The organism is Streptomyces sp. NBC_00094 (assembly GCF_026343125.1).
Classification (GTDB): Bacteria; Actinomycetota; Actinomycetes; order Streptomycetales; family Streptomycetaceae; genus Streptomyces.
In genome coordinates this window covers 5,468,464-5,483,562 of record NZ_JAPEMB010000001.1, presented here as the reverse complement: position 1 = coordinate 5,483,562, position 15,099 = coordinate 5,468,464, and the positions used below count along the sequence as shown (strand labels likewise).

Sequence of the window (15,099 nt, the reverse complement as noted above, 5' to 3'; positions counted from 1 at the left end):
TTTCGCAGGCGTAGACCAACGGCGGTATCCAGACCCCCTTCCGCCGGACGGGTCTACGTGCGTAGCGTCGCCTCTGACATGTCCACACCAGGACCTGTCGACTTCTCCCCCACCGAGACTTTCGGAGGCACGCAATGCGTGTGCACAGATCCGGAACGACCCTCGCCGGCGTCGCCCTCGCGGCCCTGGCCCTCCTCCTCCCCCTCGCCGGCCCCGCCGGTGCCGCCCAGGATCCGGGTGCCCGGCAGGTGCCCGCCCGAGGGACCGCCTCCATGGGCATGGGCGTCCTCAAGCACGACGGCCGCGGCGCCGCCCCCGGCGACGTCTCGACCCTGGCCACCCAGACGGAGGGCGTGGACGTCTCCGGCCATCAGGGCAACGTCGCCTGGTCCACCCTGTGGAACAGCGGGGTCAAGTGGGCCTACGTCAAGGCGACGGAAGGCACGTACTACAAGAACACCTACTTCACGCAGCAGTACAACGGCTCGTACAACGTCGGCATGATCCGGGGCACGTACCACTTCGCCACCCCCGACACGACGACCGGCACGGCCCAGGCCGACTACTTCGTCAACAACGGCGGCGGCTGGTCGAAGGACGGCAAGACCCTGCCGGGCGTCCTCGACATCGAGTGGAACCCGTACGGCGCGACCTGCTACGGCAAGACCCAGTCCGGGATGGTCACCTGGATCCGGGACTTCGTGAACCGGTACAAGTACCGGACCGGGCGGGACCCCGTCATCTACACGGCGACGAGCTGGTGGAAGCAGTGCACCGGCAACTACGGGGGCTTCGCCTCCACCAACCCGCTGTGGATCGCGCGGTACGCCTCCGAGGTCGGCGAACTCCCGGCCGGCTGGCTGTACTACACGATGTGGCAGTACACCTCCTCCGGCCCCACGGTCGGCGACCACAACCACTTCAACGGCGACCTCTCACGCGTCCAGGCGCTCGCCAACGGCTGACCCGGCCCACCCCCGTCCGACCCGGCCCGCCCCACTGCGGCCTGGTCCGACCCGGTCCGACCTGGCCTTCTTCACTCTCCTCGTACGACGGCGGCTCTTCGGGTGTGCGGCACCCCGGGGAGCCGCTCGGGCTTTTTCCCCGCGCCCCCCTTGCCCATTGGTATGGACCAATGCGACGCTCTACGGCGGTCGCCCGGAATTCAACTTCCGGGCACCCAGCGCGCGTTGCTCGTTCCGTCCTCCCCCACGCACGAGAGAGAGCCCCCGCATGCCCTCGTACCGCCGCACGTCCGCCGTCGCCGCCTCGGCCCTGTCCGCCGCCGCCCTCGTCGGCCTCACCCCCGCCACGGCCGGTGCCCACGGCGCCGTCTTCAACCCCGTGAGCCGGGTGGCCGCCTGTTACGCCGAGGGCCCCGAGACGCCCAAGTCGCAGGTGTGCAAGGACCTCGTCGCCGACTCCGGCACCCAGCCGCTCTACGACTGGAACGAGGTCAACATCGCCAACGCCGACGGGCAGCACCAGGCCCTCATCCCGGACGGCAGGCTCTGCTCGGCGAACCGCGCCAAGTACCGCGCGCTGGACTGGGCGCGCACCGACTGGCCGGCGACGGCGGTCGCCGCGGGCTCCTTCGACTTCAAGGTCCGGGTGACGGCGGCCCACTCGGGCACGATGACCGTCTACATCACCAAGGCGGGCTTCGACCCGACGCAGCCCCTGAAGTGGTCCGACCTGGACACGACCCCGGTCGCCGTCTACAACACCACCCGCACCGCGACCGACGGCTACTACAACTTCACGGGCACCCTGCCGGCCCGCACCGGCCGCCACATCGTCTACAAGGTGTGGCAGCGCAACGACAGCCCCGAGGCCTTCTACAGCTGCTCGGACGTCACCTTCGGCGGTGCGGCGGCGACGCAGACCCAGGTGACGGCCCAGGCCCCGACCGAGGCGAAGATCGAGGCGGGCGCCGACCTCTCCACCGTGAGCCACGCGGGCCACGGCGGCGACGAGCAGGCCCCGGCGCTCTCCGCCGAGACCGCCGGGACCCCCGCCTCGCCGCTCCCCCTGGCCCTCGCGGGCGCGGGCGCCCTCGCCGCCTTCGCGGCGGGCACGCTGCTCCTGGGCCGGCGCCGGAACCCGTCCGCCTCCTAGGAGCCGGACGGCCCGAGCGGGAAGAGGGCGGTGAGCCGGGGTAGGGCCACCCCCTCCGGCCGGGCTCCCTGGAGCTCGCCACCCTCTTCCCACTCCTCCGCGAACTCCTCGCCGCGCCCTTCGCCGAACTCGTCGTCGAGCTCGTCAGCGAGCTCCTCCTCGGCCTCCTCGACGGCGTCGAGGAACGCCTCCCCCTCGTCGTCCTCCTGGCCGGTCAGCTCGTCGAACACGTCCTGGGCGACGTAGTCGAGCTCCTCCCACTCGGGCCACTCGCAGTCGGCCCACTCGTCGCGGTGGCGCCCCACGAGGGCCCGGATCCCGGCCACGTCGGCCAGGGCGTCCGGGTCGGCGACGACCGAGTCGTACACCTTCCGCCCCTGGCCCACCAGCCAGAGCGTGAAGTAGTGGAGGCCGTCGTCCGTGCAGTCGCCGCCCTCGACGCGGTTAGCGGCGGACCAGACCGCGCGGGTCGCGGCCGCGTCGCAGGCCGCCTCGAGCCGTACCTGGAACGCCACGCTCTCGGTCTCCGGACGCCGTGTCAGCTCCGCCCGCAGCCACTCCAGCCGCTCGTCCCGGTCACCGGGGCGGCGGCTCAACTCGTCGATGAGAGCCCAGAAGGCGTCTTCGTTCATGCGTACGAGGATGCCAGCCTTCTCTGACATCCGGGTAAGGACATTCGGACGCGGACGTCCGGCACGGGCGACACGGGCATCAGGCACGGGCATCAGGCACGGACATCGGCACGGATCCGGGTACGGATCCAGGCACGGACATCGGGTACGGATCCGGGTACCGCTCCGGGCACGGGTCCGGGCACGCCGGAGCGGGGTGTCCCCGATCAGGACACCCCGCTCGCCGCCCCGGGGAGTTACGCGGCCACGCCCACCCGCACCGCCGCCGGTGCCAGCGCGATCTCCAGGACCTGCCGGACGTCCGTCACGGGGTGGACCTCCAGCTTCTCCAGGATCTCGGCCGGGACGTCGTCCAGGTCGGCCTCGTTCCGCTTGGGGATCACGACCGTCGTGATGCCCGCCCGGTGCGCCGCGAGCAGCTTCTGCTTCACACCGCCGATCGGGAGGACCCGGCCGGTGAGGGAGACCTCGCCGGTCATGGCCACGTCCGTACGGACCAGCCGGCCGCTCAGGAGGGAGGCGAGGGCGGTCGTCATCGTGACGCCCGCGCTCGGTCCGTCCTTCGGGACCGAACCCGCCGGGAAGTGGATGTGCACGCCCCGGTCCTTGAGGCCGGTGACGGGCAGTTCCAGCTCCGCGCCGTGCGAGCGGAGGAAGGAGAGCGCGATCTGCGCGGACTCCTTCATCACGTCGCCCAGCTGGCCGGTGAGGGTCAGGCCGGCCGCGCCGGTCTCCGGGTCGGCGAGGGACGCCTCCACGAAGAGGACGTCACCGCCCGCGCCGGTGACCGCGAGTCCGGTGGCGACGCCCGGCACCGCCGTACGCCGCTCCGCCGGGTCCTGCGCCGACTCCGGTACGTGGTGCGGCCGTCCGATCAGGTCCCGCAGGTCCTCCGGGGTGACCGTGAACGGCAGCTCGCGGCCGCCCAGTTCGTGCTGGGCCGTGACCTTGCGGAGCAGCCGTGCGACGGCCCGCTCCAGGGTGCGGACGCCCGCCTCCCGGGTGTACTCCCCTGCGAGCTTCCGCAGGGAGGCGTCCTCCAGGACGACCTCGCCCGGCTCCAGGCCGGCCCGCTCCAGCTGGCGCGGGAGCAGGTGGTCGCGGGCGATGACGACCTTCTCGTCCTCGGTGTACCCGTCGAGCCTGACCAGCTCCATGCGGTCGAGCAAGGCCTCCGGGATGGCTTCGAGCACGTTGGCGGTGGCGAGGAAGACGACGTCGGAGAGGTCGAGTTCGACCTCCAGGTAGTGGTCACGGAAGGTGTGGTTCTGGGCGGGGTCGAGGACTTCGAGGAGGGCCGCCGCCGGGTCGCCCCGGAAGTCGGAGCCGACCTTGTCGATCTCGTCGAGGAGGACCACGGGGTTCATGGACCCGGCCTCCTTGATCGCCCGGACGATCCGGCCGGGCAGGGCTCCGACGTAGGTCCGCCGGTGGCCGCGGATCTCGGCCTCGTCGCGGACGCCGCCGAGGGCGACGCGGACGAACTTCCGGCCCATGGCGTGGGCGACGGACTCGCCGAGCGAGGTCTTGCCGACGCCGGGCGGGCCGACGAGGGCGAGGACGGCTCCGCCGCGGCGGCCGCCGACGACGCCGAGGCCGCGCTCGGCGCGGCGCTTGCGCACGGCGAGGTACTCGGTGATGCGCTCCTTCACGTCCTCGAGGCCCGCGTGTTCGGCGTCGAGGATCGCCTGGGCGCCCGGGATGTCGTACTGGTCCTCGGTGCGCTCGCTCCAGGGCAGTTCGAGGACGGTGTCGAGCCAGGTGCGGATCCAGGAGCCCTCCGGGGACTGGTCGCTGGACCGCTCCAGTTTGTCGACCTCCTTGAGGGCCGCCTCGCGGACCTTCTCGGGCAGGTCGGCGGCCTCGACGCGGGCGCGGTAGTCGTCGGTCTCGTCGCCCTCGCTCTCGCCGCCCAGCTCGCGGAGTTCCTTGCGGACGGCTTCGAGCTGGCGGCGGAGGAGGAACTCGCGCTGCTGCTTGTCGACGCCCTCCTGGACGTCCTTGGCGATGGTCTCGGCGACGTCCTGCTCGGCGAGGTGCTCGCGGAGCTGGGCGGTGGCGAGCCTGAGGCGGGCGACCGGGTCGGCGGTCTCCAGGAGCTCGACCTTCTGCTCGACGGTGAGGAAGGGCGAGTAGCCGGAGTTGTCGGCGAGGGCGCCGACGCCGTCGATCTGCTGGACACGGTCGACGACCTGCCAGGCGCCGCGCTTCTTGAGCCAGCTGGTGGCCAGCGCCTTGTACTCCCTGACCAGCTCGGTCACGGAGCCGGGCAGCGGGTCGGGCAGGGCCTCCTCGACGGCGGTGCCCTCGACCCAGAGGGCACCGCCGGGTCCGGTCGTACCGGCGCCGATGCGCACGCGGTCGCGGCCGCGGATCAGCGCGCCGGGGTCGCCGTCGGACAGCCGTCCGACCTGCTCGACGGTGCCGAGGACGCCGGTCGCGGCGTAGGTCCCGTCGACGCGGGGCACGAGCAGCACCCGCGGCTTGCCGGTGCCGTTGCGCGCGGCGGCCTGGGCGGCCTCGACGGCGGCCCGTACGTCGTTGTCGGACAGGTCCAGCGGCACCACCATCCCGGGCAGCACGACCTCGTCGTCGAGCGGCAGCACAGGCAGGGTGAGCGGCGCGGACGCCTTGGACTCAGAAGCCATGATCTCCCCTTCGGCACTCAAGTTGAGCTGTACGGACTCAATGCACGTGAGCCCAGGAATGTTCCCCTCGGGCCGTTCGCTCTGAGCGATCACCCTCCCGCCGGGTCATGAACGGCAGATGTAATGACTGCATGGATATCTCAGCTATTACTTCTGCTTGGGTGGCCGGCTGGGCCGTCTCCCGGGACACCCCGCCCCCCGTCGCCGAGCCCTGGGGCTACCGGATCGACGTCGGACTGCCCCGGCACGTCGTACGCCATGTGCTGCCCGCCCCGGACGCGGCCTCCGTCGGCGCGCTCTGCGCCCGGCTCACCGAGCCGTACAGCTGGCTCAAGGTGATGGCCACGCCGGAGGAGGTGGCGCCGTGGATCACCGAGGGGTGGACGGTCCCCGACGACCCGGGCTTCATGATGGTCAAGCCCCTGGACCCGGCCGTCCGGCCCGCGCCGCCGGAGGGATACGCGCGGACGACCGAGGTACGGGACGGGGTCATCCGGGTCCGCGTCCTCGCCCCGGACGGCGCCCTCGCCGCGCGCGGCCAGATCGCCCCGACCGGTTCCACGGCCGTCGCCGACCAGATCGAGACCGACCCCGCGCACCGGCGGCGCGGCCTCGGCGCGAACGTCATGCGCACCCTGGAGGCCGCCGCCGCGCAGGCGGGCGCCGAGACCGGGGTGCTGGCCGCGACCACGGACGGCCTCGCGCTGTACGACTCCCTGGACTGGCGCTACCGCGGGCCCGTCACCGGGATCGTCCGGTCGGGAACCTGACCGTCCGGCTGCGCGGGGGACCCCGTACGAGGCATGCTCGATCCATGGTGCGAGGCGTACGGGGCAAGTGGTGCGGGACCCTGCTGCTTGCGGCGGTCCTGGTCGGTGGCGCGAGCGCCTGCGGGCCCGAGGTGCCGCCCGCGCCGGGCGGCCCGGCACCGGGCGTGAGCGTGCCCCCCGAACCCCCGACGGCAAGCGCACCGAGCGGCGCGGCGGATCCGACGGCCACCGCCCCCTCCCAGGAGCCCCAGCCCGGCGAGGTCCTCGTCGAGGTCGTCGTCAACGGCGGCCTCGCCGGGGTACGCAACCAGCTCGTCGTCCACTACGACGGCAGCTGGACCAGCCGCTCCGGCACGAAGCCGCCCCGTACCGGGCAGCAGACCCCCGCGGAGGTCGCCGAGCTGCGCGCCGCGCTGGAGGACCCGGCGTTCGCGAGGGTCCCGGAGCGGCCCACCGGCAGCCCGATCGCCGACGGGTTCCAGTACTTCGTCACGTACCGCCACCGCCTCGTCGTCGCGGGCGACGGCGAACGCCCGCCCGCCCTCCAGCGCGTCTTCGCCGCCCTCCCGGAGGGCGGCCCGCCGACGAGCCCCTGAACCGGGCGTCGGACCCGCCGTGAACCGAACCGGGGTCCGCACGCGATAGAGAGGGCGTGAGACTGTTGCGCCCCTCAGGGGCAGGCCCCACTGGGGGAGACGAGGACGACGACGCGGCGCTGCTGCGCGCGGTCGCCCGGGGGGACTCCGAGGCGCTCGCCGTCCTCTACGACCGGCACGCGGGCTGGCTGCACGCCCGGCTCACCCGGCGCTGCCCGGACGAGGAGACCGTACGGGAGGTCCTCCAGGACACCTTCGTCACGGTCTGGCGCTCGGCCGGCGGCCACCGCGGCCGGGGCGAGGCCGGGGGCTGGCTCTGGGTGATAGCCGCCCGGCGGCTCGTGGACGCCCAGCGCGCCCGGGCCCGCGCCGAACGCACCGAACGGGCCGCCGCCGCACCCCCAGAACCCGCCGCCCCCGCGCCCTCCGCCGAGGAACGCGTGCTCGCGGGCCTGGAGTACGGGGAGGTGGGCGCCGCCCTCGACCGGATCTCGCCCGAGCTGGCCGAGGTCCTGCGGGCGACCGTCGTCGACGGGCTGACGACCCGCGAGACCGCCCGGCTCCTCGGCATACCCGAGGGCACGGTCAAGACCCGCGCCCTGCGCGCCCGCCGCGAACTGCGCGCCGCCCTCGGCGCCGGCGGCCCGTATCCCCTGGGAGGCACCGCATGACGTCCCCCCGACCCGCCGCCGACTGGCACGTCACCGATGCGCTGGCGCTCCGGTACGCGGAGGGCGCCGCTCCCGAGACGGACGCCTGGTCCCTGGAGAAGCACGTCGAGTCCTGCTCGCCCTGCGCGGGCCGCGTCTCGGCCGCCGTCCGCGCCGGCGCGGCGGGCCCGGCCCTCGCCTCCGTACGGGCGGAGCTCCTGGCCTCCGTGGGGCATCACCCCGCCCCGGTGACCACCGTCGCAAGCCCCCTCGGGCGGTGGGCGCGGCTCTGGTGGGCCGCCGGGCCCGCCCTGCGCGGGTCCTGGGTGGTGGCCGTGGCGCTCGTCCTGGGCGGAGCCTTCGGCCTGGCCTACGGGGCCGGGTTCCACGGCGCCCGGAGCTGGCTGCTCGCGCTCTCCCCGGTCCTCCCGCTGGGCGGGGTCGCCGTCTCGTACGGGCGCCACGCCGATCCGCTGTACGAGATCACCGCCGCCACGCCCTCCGGCGGGCTGCGGCTCCTGCTCACCCGCACCGCCGCCGTACTCGCCGTCTGTGTCCCGCTGTTGACCGTCGGCGGGGCGCTGCTGCCGCCGGTGGCCGGGTTCCCGGGGGCGGCCGCCTGGCTGCTGCCGGGGCTCGCGCTGACCCTGGCGACCCTCGCCCTCGGCTCGTTCGTCGGCTGCCGGGCTGCGGCCGCGACGCTCGCCGGCGGGTGGCTGCTCGCCGTGACGGGCCCGCTCCTCGCGCCGCCGACCGCGGGCCCGGACAGCGCCGCCGCGCTCGTGCGCTACTTCTCCGGCCCTGTGGCACAAGGGAGTTGGGCCGCCGCTGCACTCGCCTGCGCCGCCCTCCTCGTGCTGCGGCGCCGCTCCTTCGACCACCTGGAGACCCGGTGAACAAGCCCGCCACGGTCGCGGTGACCGGACTGACCGTCCGGCACCGCCGCACCGTCGCCCTCGACGCGCTCGACCTGTCCCTCTCCCCCGGCGTCCACGGCCTGCTCGGCCCGAACGGCGCCGGGAAGACCTCGCTCATCCGGGTCCTGGCGACCGTCGCCGCGCCCGCCTCCGGGCGGGTGGAGCTGCTCGGCGAGGACGCCGCGAGCCCCCGCGAACGCACCGGGATCCGGCGCCGGCTCGGCTATCTGCCGCAGGAGTTCGGCTACTACCCCGCCTTCACCGTCCGGGAGTTCGTCGCGTACGTGGCCTGGCTCAAGGAGGTGCCGGCGGACCGGGCCCCGGCGGCCGTGGAGCGGGCCGTCGAGCGGGTCGGGCTCGCCGACCGGATCGACGCCCGGATGAAGACCCTGTCGGGCGGCATGGTCCGGCGGGCCGGCATCGCCCAGGCCATCGTGAACGAGCCGGAGTTGCTGCTCCTCGACGAGCCGACGGCCGGCCTCGACCCGGAGCAGCGGGTGGACTTCCGCGCGCTGCTGCGGGAGCTCGGCAAGGAGGCGACGGTGGCGGTCTCCACGCACCTGGTGGAGGACGTGGCCGCGGCCTGCACCGACGTCGCCCTGATCGAGGCGGGACGGCTCGCCTTCCGTGGCACGACCGCCGAACTCGCCGCGCTCGGCGGCGAGTCGGCCGATCCCGGCGACTCGACGACCCATGCGATCGAGCGCGGCTACACGGCCGCCCTGCGCGCCCACCGCGAGCGCTCCGGAGCCGGCGCGGCGCGCGCGAAGGAGGCGCTGCGGTGACCGGCACCCTCGCTCCGCCCCGTACGGAGCCCGCCGCGTCCGTCCGTACGGTGTCCCCGCTCCGCACCGAGCTGCGCCGTGGGCTCGGACCGTGGACCGGCGCCGCCGTCCTCCTCACCGTCCTGGTCACGATGTACGGCAAGGGGCTCGGCTGGCAGGGGCGCTGGGCCGACGCGACGAACCTGCTGCACGTCGTCGCCGGTCTGCTCTGCGGCCCGCTCGCGCTCGCCGCCGGCTGCTGGCAGGGCGGCCGGGACCGGCGGCGCGGGACGACGGAGCTGTGGGATTCCGTCTCCCGTTCCCCGCTGCGCCGCCTCCTGGTCGCGGTCGCCCCGTCCGCGCTCTGGCCCGCCGCCGGACTGCTCCTCGCCGACGCCGTCTGCGCCCTCGCCACCTGGCCGTACGTCTCCGCCGGGCGCCCCTTCCTCGAACTCCTCGCCGCCGACGCAGTCGCCGTCGCCGCCCTCGGCACGCTCGGCCATCTCGTCGGCCGGGTGGTCCGCTGGAGGTTGGCGGCCCCGCTCCTGGGGATCGTCGGGTACGTCGCGCTGGGCCTCGCCGCGTACCGGGAAGGCCCCGTGCGCTGGCTCGGTCCGGCCGGCGAGCACCAGTTCTTCTGGGACCGGCCGGTCTGGTGGTACGGGCCGGTGGCGATGGCGTGGACGGCGGGGCTCGCGCTCGCCGCACTCCTCGCGTACGGGCTGCGCACGGCCCGCCTCCGGCCGCTCGCCCTGATCCCGCTGGCGGTCGCGGTCGGCGCCGCCGCGCTGATCCTGCGGCTGCCGGCGGATGAGGGCCCGTGGCGCCCGGACCCGGCCCTGGCGCGGCAGGTCTGCGACGAGGGCACTCCGCAGGTGTGTCTGACGGCCGTGGACGAGGGGCTGCTGCCCGAGGTGTCGGCGGCGCTCGCCCCTCTGAGCGCCCACCTCGAAGGGGTGCCCGGCGCCCCGGTCCGCTGGGTGGGCGGCGGGAGCGGACCGGCCCTCCCCGGCGACGTCGAGCTGCCCAGCGCCCGGCAGGACGCGGTGCGCAACCGGCTGACGCGCCCCGATCTCTATCTGAACTCGGCCGTGAACTGGCTGTTCTCGGACTCCTGCCGACCCGGCGACGGCCTGGGCCCGAACGCCGAGCGGGCGAGCACCGTCCAGCTCGCCGTCATCGAGTGGCTGGCGCCGACACCGGACGACTACGGCCCCGACACCACGGCGGCACAGCCCTATATCGACCGGCTGCAAGCCAAGTCACCGGCCGAGCAGCGCGATTACCTCACCCGTTTCCTGGCCGCGAACACCTGCCACCCGGACGAGGTGCCGATCCCGTGAAACCGTCTGCCCGGAGGCTCTACCTGCGCTCCCGCGGCCTGCCCGGCGCGCTGGCCGCCCTGCTCGGCACGGCGGCGGCCGCCGCCTGGGCGGCCCGGTGGCTGGTGTCGCTGCCGGACTTCGACCACACGGCACGGCTGCCGGTCGTCATCCTCGGCCCCCTGCTGGCGGCGGGCGCGATCGGCACCAGTCTGCACACGCCGAGCGACGAGCTGGACCGTACGGCGGTACGACCCTGGTGGCCCCGGCGCCTCGCCCATCTCCTCGCCCCGACCGCGCTCGCCGTGGCCCTGCTGGCCCTCGCGGTGCCGGGCCACGCGGAGGCGTTCGGCGCGCCCGCCGCCGTGCGCAACACCCTGGGCCTGGTGGGCGTGACGGCGGCTGCCGCCACCCTCGTCGGGGCCCGGCTGAGCTGGCTGCCGCCCACCTTCTACGTGGGCGTCGTCTATCTCGCGGCCCCCTCGGACGCGGGCGGCGGCGCGGTCTGGTGGGGCTGGGCGACACGACCCGGCCCGGAGGACGGGGCCTGGGCGGTCGCCGCCCTCTGCCTCGCGGCCGGTACGGCCCTGTACGCCTGGCGGGGCGCCCGGCATGTGTCCGGCGAGGCCTGAGCCGCGGCGCGAGAGCGCCGCCGCGCCTATCTGAGCAGCCAGTCCCTCGTCAGTTCCGCCATCTCCGCCCGCGTGCGCCCGCCGTGGTCGACCGCGATGAAGTGGTCGGCCACGCGCAGCGAGAAGACGAGCAGGCAGCGGACTTCGACGTCGTCCTCGTCGGCGCAGAAGTCCCGGAAGAGCGACCGCAGGTACTCCATGCGCCGGTTGTCGGTGCGGCGGAGGCGTGCGGCGACGGCCTCGTCGCGCCGGGCCCAGTCGCGGACGGCGAGGTCGACGGCGAGGCCGGTCACCGGGCCTTCGGCGACGTCCTGGACGAAGTCGAAGAGCCGGCCGAGTTTGGCGCGGCCCTCGCCCCCGCCGCTCTCGATCCGCTCGATGACGGCTTCGGAGACCTCGCGCTCCCAGGTGTCGAGCATCTCGGCGAGCAGGGCGTCGCGGTTGGCGAAGTACCCGTAGAAGCCGCCCTTGCTGACCCCGAGGGCCTGAGCCAGCGGTTCGATCCGTACGGCCTCCGGACCGCCCTCGGCGAGCGCGCGGAGGCCCTCCTCGATCCACCGGCCCCGTGGTGTACGGATCGCGCCCATGGTGTGTCCCTCCTCACCTCGCCACTTCCCGACCCGACTATACGGTCCCGTACAGACGGGTCTACGCTTGATCTATACGCCACCGTATAGACGTGGGCCAGACGGTGGGACAGACGGAGGAACAGGGGTACGACCATGAGACTTCCCCGCACCGCGCACACCTCCCGCCCATGGCGGATCCACGAGGTCGCCCGGGACTTCCAGGTCGAGGACGTGTGGGAGCTGCCCGTCACGGGCGGCCCGGAGGAACTCGACCGCCTGGTACGACAGTTCACGAACAGCGACGGAACCGCGCTCTCCGCCCCCGTGGTCCGCACGCTCTTCGCGATCCGCTGGAAGCTGGGGGCGCTACTCGGCTGGGACAAGGCCGACGCCGGCCTCGACGGGCGCGTGGGCTCCCTCCGGGAACGGCTGCCCGAGGACCTGTGCGCGGGGACACGTGGGCCCGATCTGCAGGCGGTGCCGTTCACGTCCGTCTACCAGACGCGCGACGAGTGGGTGGCGGAGAGCGCCAACCGGACCGTGCACGCGGTGATGCACATCGCCTGGGTCCCGGACCCCGCCCCCGGCGCCCCGGGCCGCCACCGCGCCCGGATGGCCGTCCTGGTGAAGCCCAACGGCCTGCTCGGCGCGGTCTACATGGCCGGGATCAAGCCCTTCCGGTATCTGGGCGTGTACCCGAAGCTGCTGGGCGCGATCGGCCGCGAGTGGGAGGCGGGGAAGTCAGGGGAGGCGGGGAAGCCAGGGAAGGCCGGAGAGGCGGGGAAGGCGGCCGCCTGACGGAGGAGTCCCCACCCGTCAGCCAGCCGGCCGCGCGGGACCCGTCCGGCCGGTCACGCGGGACCCGTCGCGTCAACCGCGCGAGCCGGCCCCGTCAGCCGCGCGGCGCCGCGATCTCCGCGTACTGCCGCTCCAGGAAGGACCGGACGCGCGCGGGCATGTCCATCGACTCCGGGTCGAGGGCCCACTGGATCTGCAGACCGTCCATGACGGCGATGTGCTCCTGGCCGACGGCCCGGCAGTCGATGTCGGCGCGCAGCTCGCCGCGCCTCACCGCCTCCTCCAGGAGGTCGACCGTGTGCTGGAGCACGCGCGCGTAGCGCTCCTTGAAGTACTGGTGGGCGGGGTGGCCGACGTTTCCGGACTCACCCACCAGGACGTTGTACATCCGGACGATGCCGGGGCGCCGGGTGTTCTCCTCGATCAGGGCGACGAGGGTCTCCAGATAGGCCGAGAACGACGCGGGCTCACTGCTGAACAGGCGCTCCACGTCGTGCTGTTCGCTCTGCCCGAGGACCGACAGGAGCAGGTCCTCCTTGCTGCGGAAGTGGTGCAGCAGGCCGCCCTGCGTGATCCCGCAGTCGTTGGCGATCCGGGCGAGCGAGGAGGCATGGAAGCCCCAGCGCCCGAAGTGGTCGACGGCGGTGTCCAGGATCTTCCGGCGGCGCGCGTCCCCGACCGCGTAACTGCCCCGGCCTGCGGATGTGCGGGGCTTCGGGTCCTTCTTCTCCGGCATGCGCCCCACCCTAACCGGGGCCGATTCCGCCCCCGGAGAGGGACTTTCTGCGCGTGATCCAGGTCACATTCCAGAAACCTAGTGGTCACTCGGTTTTCACGCTTAGCCTGACGCCGTCGAAGGCCGACACCGCTGTCGTCCCGTGAACGACGGAGTACCCGGCAACCCAGGAGCCCTGACATGCACCCCTACCAGGACGCCACCCGCCCCGTAGACGAGCGCGTGGAGGACCTCCTCGCCCGGATGACCCCGGAGGAGAAGGCCGGCCAGCTCTTCCACTCCATGCTGATGATGAACCCCGACGGCACCCCGGTGACCGAGACGGACGGCTCGATGCTGCCGTTCACCACCCCGGAGCTCATCGAGGACCGGCAGCTCACCCACTTCAACCTCCTCGGCACCTACGGCGCCCGCGAGATGGCGCTCTGGCACAACGCGATCCAGGAGATGGCCGCGGCCACCCGCCTCGGCATCCCGGTCTCACTCTCCACCGACCCCCGCCACGCCTTCACCGACAACATCGGCGCCTCCTTCAACTCCGGCGCCTTCTCCGCCTGGCCGGAGGCGCTCGGCCTCGCCGCGATCGGCGACCCCGAGCTGGTCTTCGCCTTCGCCGACACCGTCCGCCGCGAGTACCTCTCCGTCGGCTTCCGTACGGCGCTCCACCCGCAGATCGACCTCGCGACCGAGCCCCGCTGGTCCCGCCAGTCCGGCACCTTCGGCTCCGACGCGAAGCTGACGGGCGAGCTGGTGGAGGCGTACGTCCGCGGCCTCCAGGGCGAAAGCCTCGGCAAGGACTCGGTGGCCGCGATGGTCAAGCACTTCCCCGGCGGCGGCCCGCAGAAGGACGGCGAGGACCCGCACTTCCCGCACGGCAAGGAGCAGGTCTACCCGGGCGGCATGCGCGACCACCACCTGGAGCCGTTCCGGCACGCGATCGCCGCCGGCTGCTCGCAGATGATGCCGTACTACGGCCAGCCGATCGGCACGGACTGGGAAGAGGTCGGCTTCGGGTTCAACAAGGGCGTCATCACGGGGCTGCTCCGCGAGGAGCTCGGCTTCACCGGCATCGTCTGCACCGACTGGGGCCTGCTCACGGACGCGGACATCTTCGGCGAGACGCACGAGGCGCGGGCCTGGGGCGTCGAGCACCTGAGCGTGGCCGAGCGGACGGCGAAGGCGCTGGACGCCGGCGTGGACCAGTTCGGCGGAGAGCAGTGCCCCGCGGTGATCGTGGAGCTGATGGCCTCGGGCCGGATCTCCGAGGCCCGCGTCGACGTGTCCGTACGCCGTCTGCTGCGCGAGAAGTTCCTCCTCGGACTCTTCGACGAGCGCCGGTACGTCGACCCCGACGAGGCCGCGGAGACCGTCGGCCGCGCCGACTTCACGGCCGCCGGCGCCGCCGCCCAGCGCCGCTCCCTCACCGTCCTCACCGACGGCCCGCTCCCCCTGTCCGGACGGCCGAAGCTGTACGTGGAGAACGTCGACCCGGCGGTCGCGGCGGCGTACGGCGAGGTCGTCGCCGACCCGGCCGAGGCCGACCTCGCGGTGCTGCGGCTGCGCACCCCGTACGAGGAGCGGCCGAACCGCTTCGAGGCCTTCTTCCACTCCGGCTCCCTCGCCTTCGCGGAGCCCGAGCTGACCCGGATCCTGGACCTGCTCGCCACCGTCCCGACGGTCGTCTGCGTCAACCTGGAGCGACCGGCGGTCCTGCCGGAGATCGCCGAGCACGCGGCGGCCCTGATCGCCGACTTCGGCGCGAGCGACGACGCCCTGCTCGACGTGGCCTTCGGGCGCGCGAAGGCCGGGGGGCGGCTGCCCTTCGAGCTGCCGCGCTCGATGGCGGCGGTGGAGGCGGCCCGCCCGGACGTGCCGAACGACACGGTGGACCCGGTGTTCGCGCACGGCCACGGCCTGGAGCCGTAGGCCCGGGAATCCCCGGCTTCG

15 protein-coding genes are annotated in these 15,099 nt (G+C 73.8%); 11 read left to right on the top strand and 4 right to left on the bottom strand.

Going from position 1 to position 15,099, the window contains the following annotated elements:
* Nucleotides 1-134: 134 nt before the first annotated feature.
* Nucleotides 135-965, top strand: a complete 831-nt coding sequence (locus OG580_RS24515; protein ID WP_267045819.1) for a lysozyme — start codon at nt 135-137, stop codon at nt 963-965.
* A gap of 268 nt (nt 966-1,233) precedes the next feature.
* The gene (locus OG580_RS24510) at nt 1,234-2,118 is read left to right on the top strand and encodes a lytic polysaccharide monooxygenase (RefSeq protein WP_267045818.1); all 885 of its coding nucleotides are present in this window, start codon (nt 1,234-1,236) and stop codon (nt 2,116-2,118) included.
* On the opposite strand, the gene OG580_RS24505 is transcribed toward OG580_RS24510, so the two are convergent.
* Entirely contained in the window at nt 2,115-2,750 is a 636-nt protein-coding gene (locus OG580_RS24505) for a DUF4240 domain-containing protein (RefSeq protein ID WP_267045817.1), read from the bottom strand. The two genes, OG580_RS24510 and OG580_RS24505, sit on opposite strands and share 4 nt — an antisense overlap.
* A 236-nt stretch (nt 2,751-2,986) precedes the next feature.
* On the bottom strand, nt 2,987-5,398 hold the full coding sequence (gene lon / locus OG580_RS24500) for an endopeptidase La (RefSeq protein ID WP_267045816.1): 2,412 nt from the start codon (nt 5,396-5,398) through the stop codon (nt 2,987-2,989).
* Between the two features lie 131 nt (nt 5,399-5,529).
* Here lon and OG580_RS24495 point away from each other — a divergent pair, with 131 nt between their 5' ends.
* Genes OG580_RS24495 through OG580_RS24465 form a run of 7 tightly spaced genes read left to right on the top strand, consistent with a single transcriptional unit; the run spans nt 5,530 to nt 11,049 of the window.
* Nucleotides 5,530-6,168, top strand: a complete 639-nt coding sequence (locus OG580_RS24495) for a GNAT family N-acetyltransferase (RefSeq protein WP_267045815.1) — start codon at nt 5,530-5,532, stop codon at nt 6,166-6,168.
* 44 nt (nt 6,169-6,212) lie between these two features.
* Nucleotides 6,213-6,764 carry a hypothetical protein gene (locus OG580_RS24490; RefSeq protein ID WP_267045814.1) on the top strand — a complete coding sequence of 184 codons (552 nt, stop codon included), beginning with the start codon at nt 6,213-6,215 and terminating at the stop codon, nt 6,762-6,764.
* A gap of 56 nt (nt 6,765-6,820) precedes the next feature.
* The gene (locus OG580_RS24485) at nt 6,821-7,435 is read left to right on the top strand and encodes an RNA polymerase sigma factor (RefSeq protein WP_267045813.1); all 615 of its coding nucleotides are present in this window, start codon (nt 6,821-6,823) and stop codon (nt 7,433-7,435) included.
* Complete coding sequence (locus OG580_RS24480) at nt 7,432-8,310, top strand: zf-HC2 domain-containing protein (RefSeq protein ID WP_267045812.1); 879 nt, start codon at nt 7,432-7,434, stop codon at nt 8,308-8,310. Before OG580_RS24485 ends, OG580_RS24480 begins: the two co-directional genes overlap by 4 nt.
* Nucleotides 8,307-9,116, top strand: coding sequence for an ABC transporter ATP-binding protein (locus OG580_RS24475; RefSeq protein WP_267045811.1), 810 nt, complete (start codon nt 8,307-8,309; stop codon nt 9,114-9,116). The genes OG580_RS24480 and OG580_RS24475 overlap by 4 nt, the downstream gene beginning before the upstream one ends.
* A complete protein-coding gene (locus tag OG580_RS24470) occupies nt 9,113-10,438 on the top strand; it encodes a hypothetical protein (RefSeq protein ID WP_267045810.1) in 1,326 nt (441 codons plus the stop codon). Before OG580_RS24475 ends, OG580_RS24470 begins: the two co-directional genes overlap by 4 nt.
* The gene (locus OG580_RS24465; RefSeq protein WP_267045809.1) at nt 10,435-11,049 is read left to right on the top strand and encodes a hypothetical protein; all 615 of its coding nucleotides are present in this window, start codon (nt 10,435-10,437) and stop codon (nt 11,047-11,049) included. Before OG580_RS24470 ends, OG580_RS24465 begins: the two co-directional genes overlap by 4 nt.
* A 26-nt stretch (nt 11,050-11,075) precedes the next feature.
* Here OG580_RS24465 and OG580_RS24460 read toward each other — a convergent pair whose 3' ends face one another.
* Nucleotides 11,076-11,636 carry a TetR/AcrR family transcriptional regulator gene (locus tag OG580_RS24460; RefSeq protein WP_267045808.1) on the bottom strand — a complete coding sequence of 187 codons (561 nt, stop codon included), beginning with the start codon at nt 11,634-11,636 and terminating at the stop codon, nt 11,076-11,078.
* Between the two features lie 135 nt (nt 11,637-11,771).
* On the opposite strand from OG580_RS24460, the gene OG580_RS24455 reads away from it, so the two are divergent.
* Entirely contained in the window at nt 11,772-12,416 is a 645-nt protein-coding gene (locus OG580_RS24455) for a DUF2867 domain-containing protein (RefSeq protein WP_267045807.1), read from the top strand.
* A gap of 94 nt (nt 12,417-12,510) precedes the next feature.
* Here OG580_RS24455 and OG580_RS24450 read toward each other — a convergent pair whose 3' ends face one another.
* Nucleotides 12,511-13,152, bottom strand: coding sequence for a TetR/AcrR family transcriptional regulator (locus OG580_RS24450; protein WP_267045806.1), 642 nt, complete (start codon nt 13,150-13,152; stop codon nt 12,511-12,513).
* A gap of 180 nt (nt 13,153-13,332) precedes the next feature.
* Here OG580_RS24450 and OG580_RS24445 point away from each other — a divergent pair, with 180 nt between their 5' ends.
* On the top strand, nt 13,333-15,078 hold the full coding sequence (locus OG580_RS24445) for a glycoside hydrolase family 3 protein (RefSeq protein ID WP_267045805.1): 1,746 nt from the start codon (nt 13,333-13,335) through the stop codon (nt 15,076-15,078).
* Nucleotides 15,079-15,099: the final 21 nt, after the last annotated feature.

What these genes read in the sequence shown, in the direction of transcription:
- OG580_RS24515 (WP_267045819.1), top strand. Translation starts at nt 135, where the DNA reads ATGCGTGTGCACAGATCCGGAACGACCCTCGCCGGCGTCGCCCTCGCG.
- OG580_RS24510 (WP_267045818.1), top strand. Translation starts at nt 1,234, where the DNA reads ATGCCCTCGTACCGCCGCACGTCCGCCGTCGCCGCCTCGGCCCTGTCC.
- OG580_RS24505 (WP_267045817.1), bottom strand. Translation starts at nt 2,750, where the DNA reads ATGAACGAAGACGCCTTCTGGGCTCTCATCGACGAGTTGAGCCGCCGC.
- lon (WP_267045816.1), bottom strand. Translation starts at nt 5,398, where the DNA reads ATGGCTTCTGAGTCCAAGGCGTCCGCGCCGCTCACCCTGCCTGTGCTG.
- OG580_RS24495 (WP_267045815.1), top strand. Translation starts at nt 5,530, where the DNA reads ATGGATATCTCAGCTATTACTTCTGCTTGGGTGGCCGGCTGGGCCGTC.
- OG580_RS24490 (WP_267045814.1), top strand. Translation starts at nt 6,213, where the DNA reads ATGGTGCGAGGCGTACGGGGCAAGTGGTGCGGGACCCTGCTGCTTGCG.
- OG580_RS24480 (WP_267045812.1), top strand. Translation starts at nt 7,432, where the DNA reads ATGACGTCCCCCCGACCCGCCGCCGACTGGCACGTCACCGATGCGCTG.
- OG580_RS24460 (WP_267045808.1), bottom strand. Translation starts at nt 11,636, where the DNA reads ATGGGCGCGATCCGTACACCACGGGGCCGGTGGATCGAGGAGGGCCTC.
- OG580_RS24455 (WP_267045807.1), top strand. Translation starts at nt 11,772, where the DNA reads ATGAGACTTCCCCGCACCGCGCACACCTCCCGCCCATGGCGGATCCAC.
- OG580_RS24450 (WP_267045806.1), bottom strand. Translation starts at nt 13,152, where the DNA reads ATGCCGGAGAAGAAGGACCCGAAGCCCCGCACATCCGCAGGCCGGGGC.
- OG580_RS24445 (WP_267045805.1), top strand. Translation starts at nt 13,333, where the DNA reads ATGCACCCCTACCAGGACGCCACCCGCCCCGTAGACGAGCGCGTGGAG.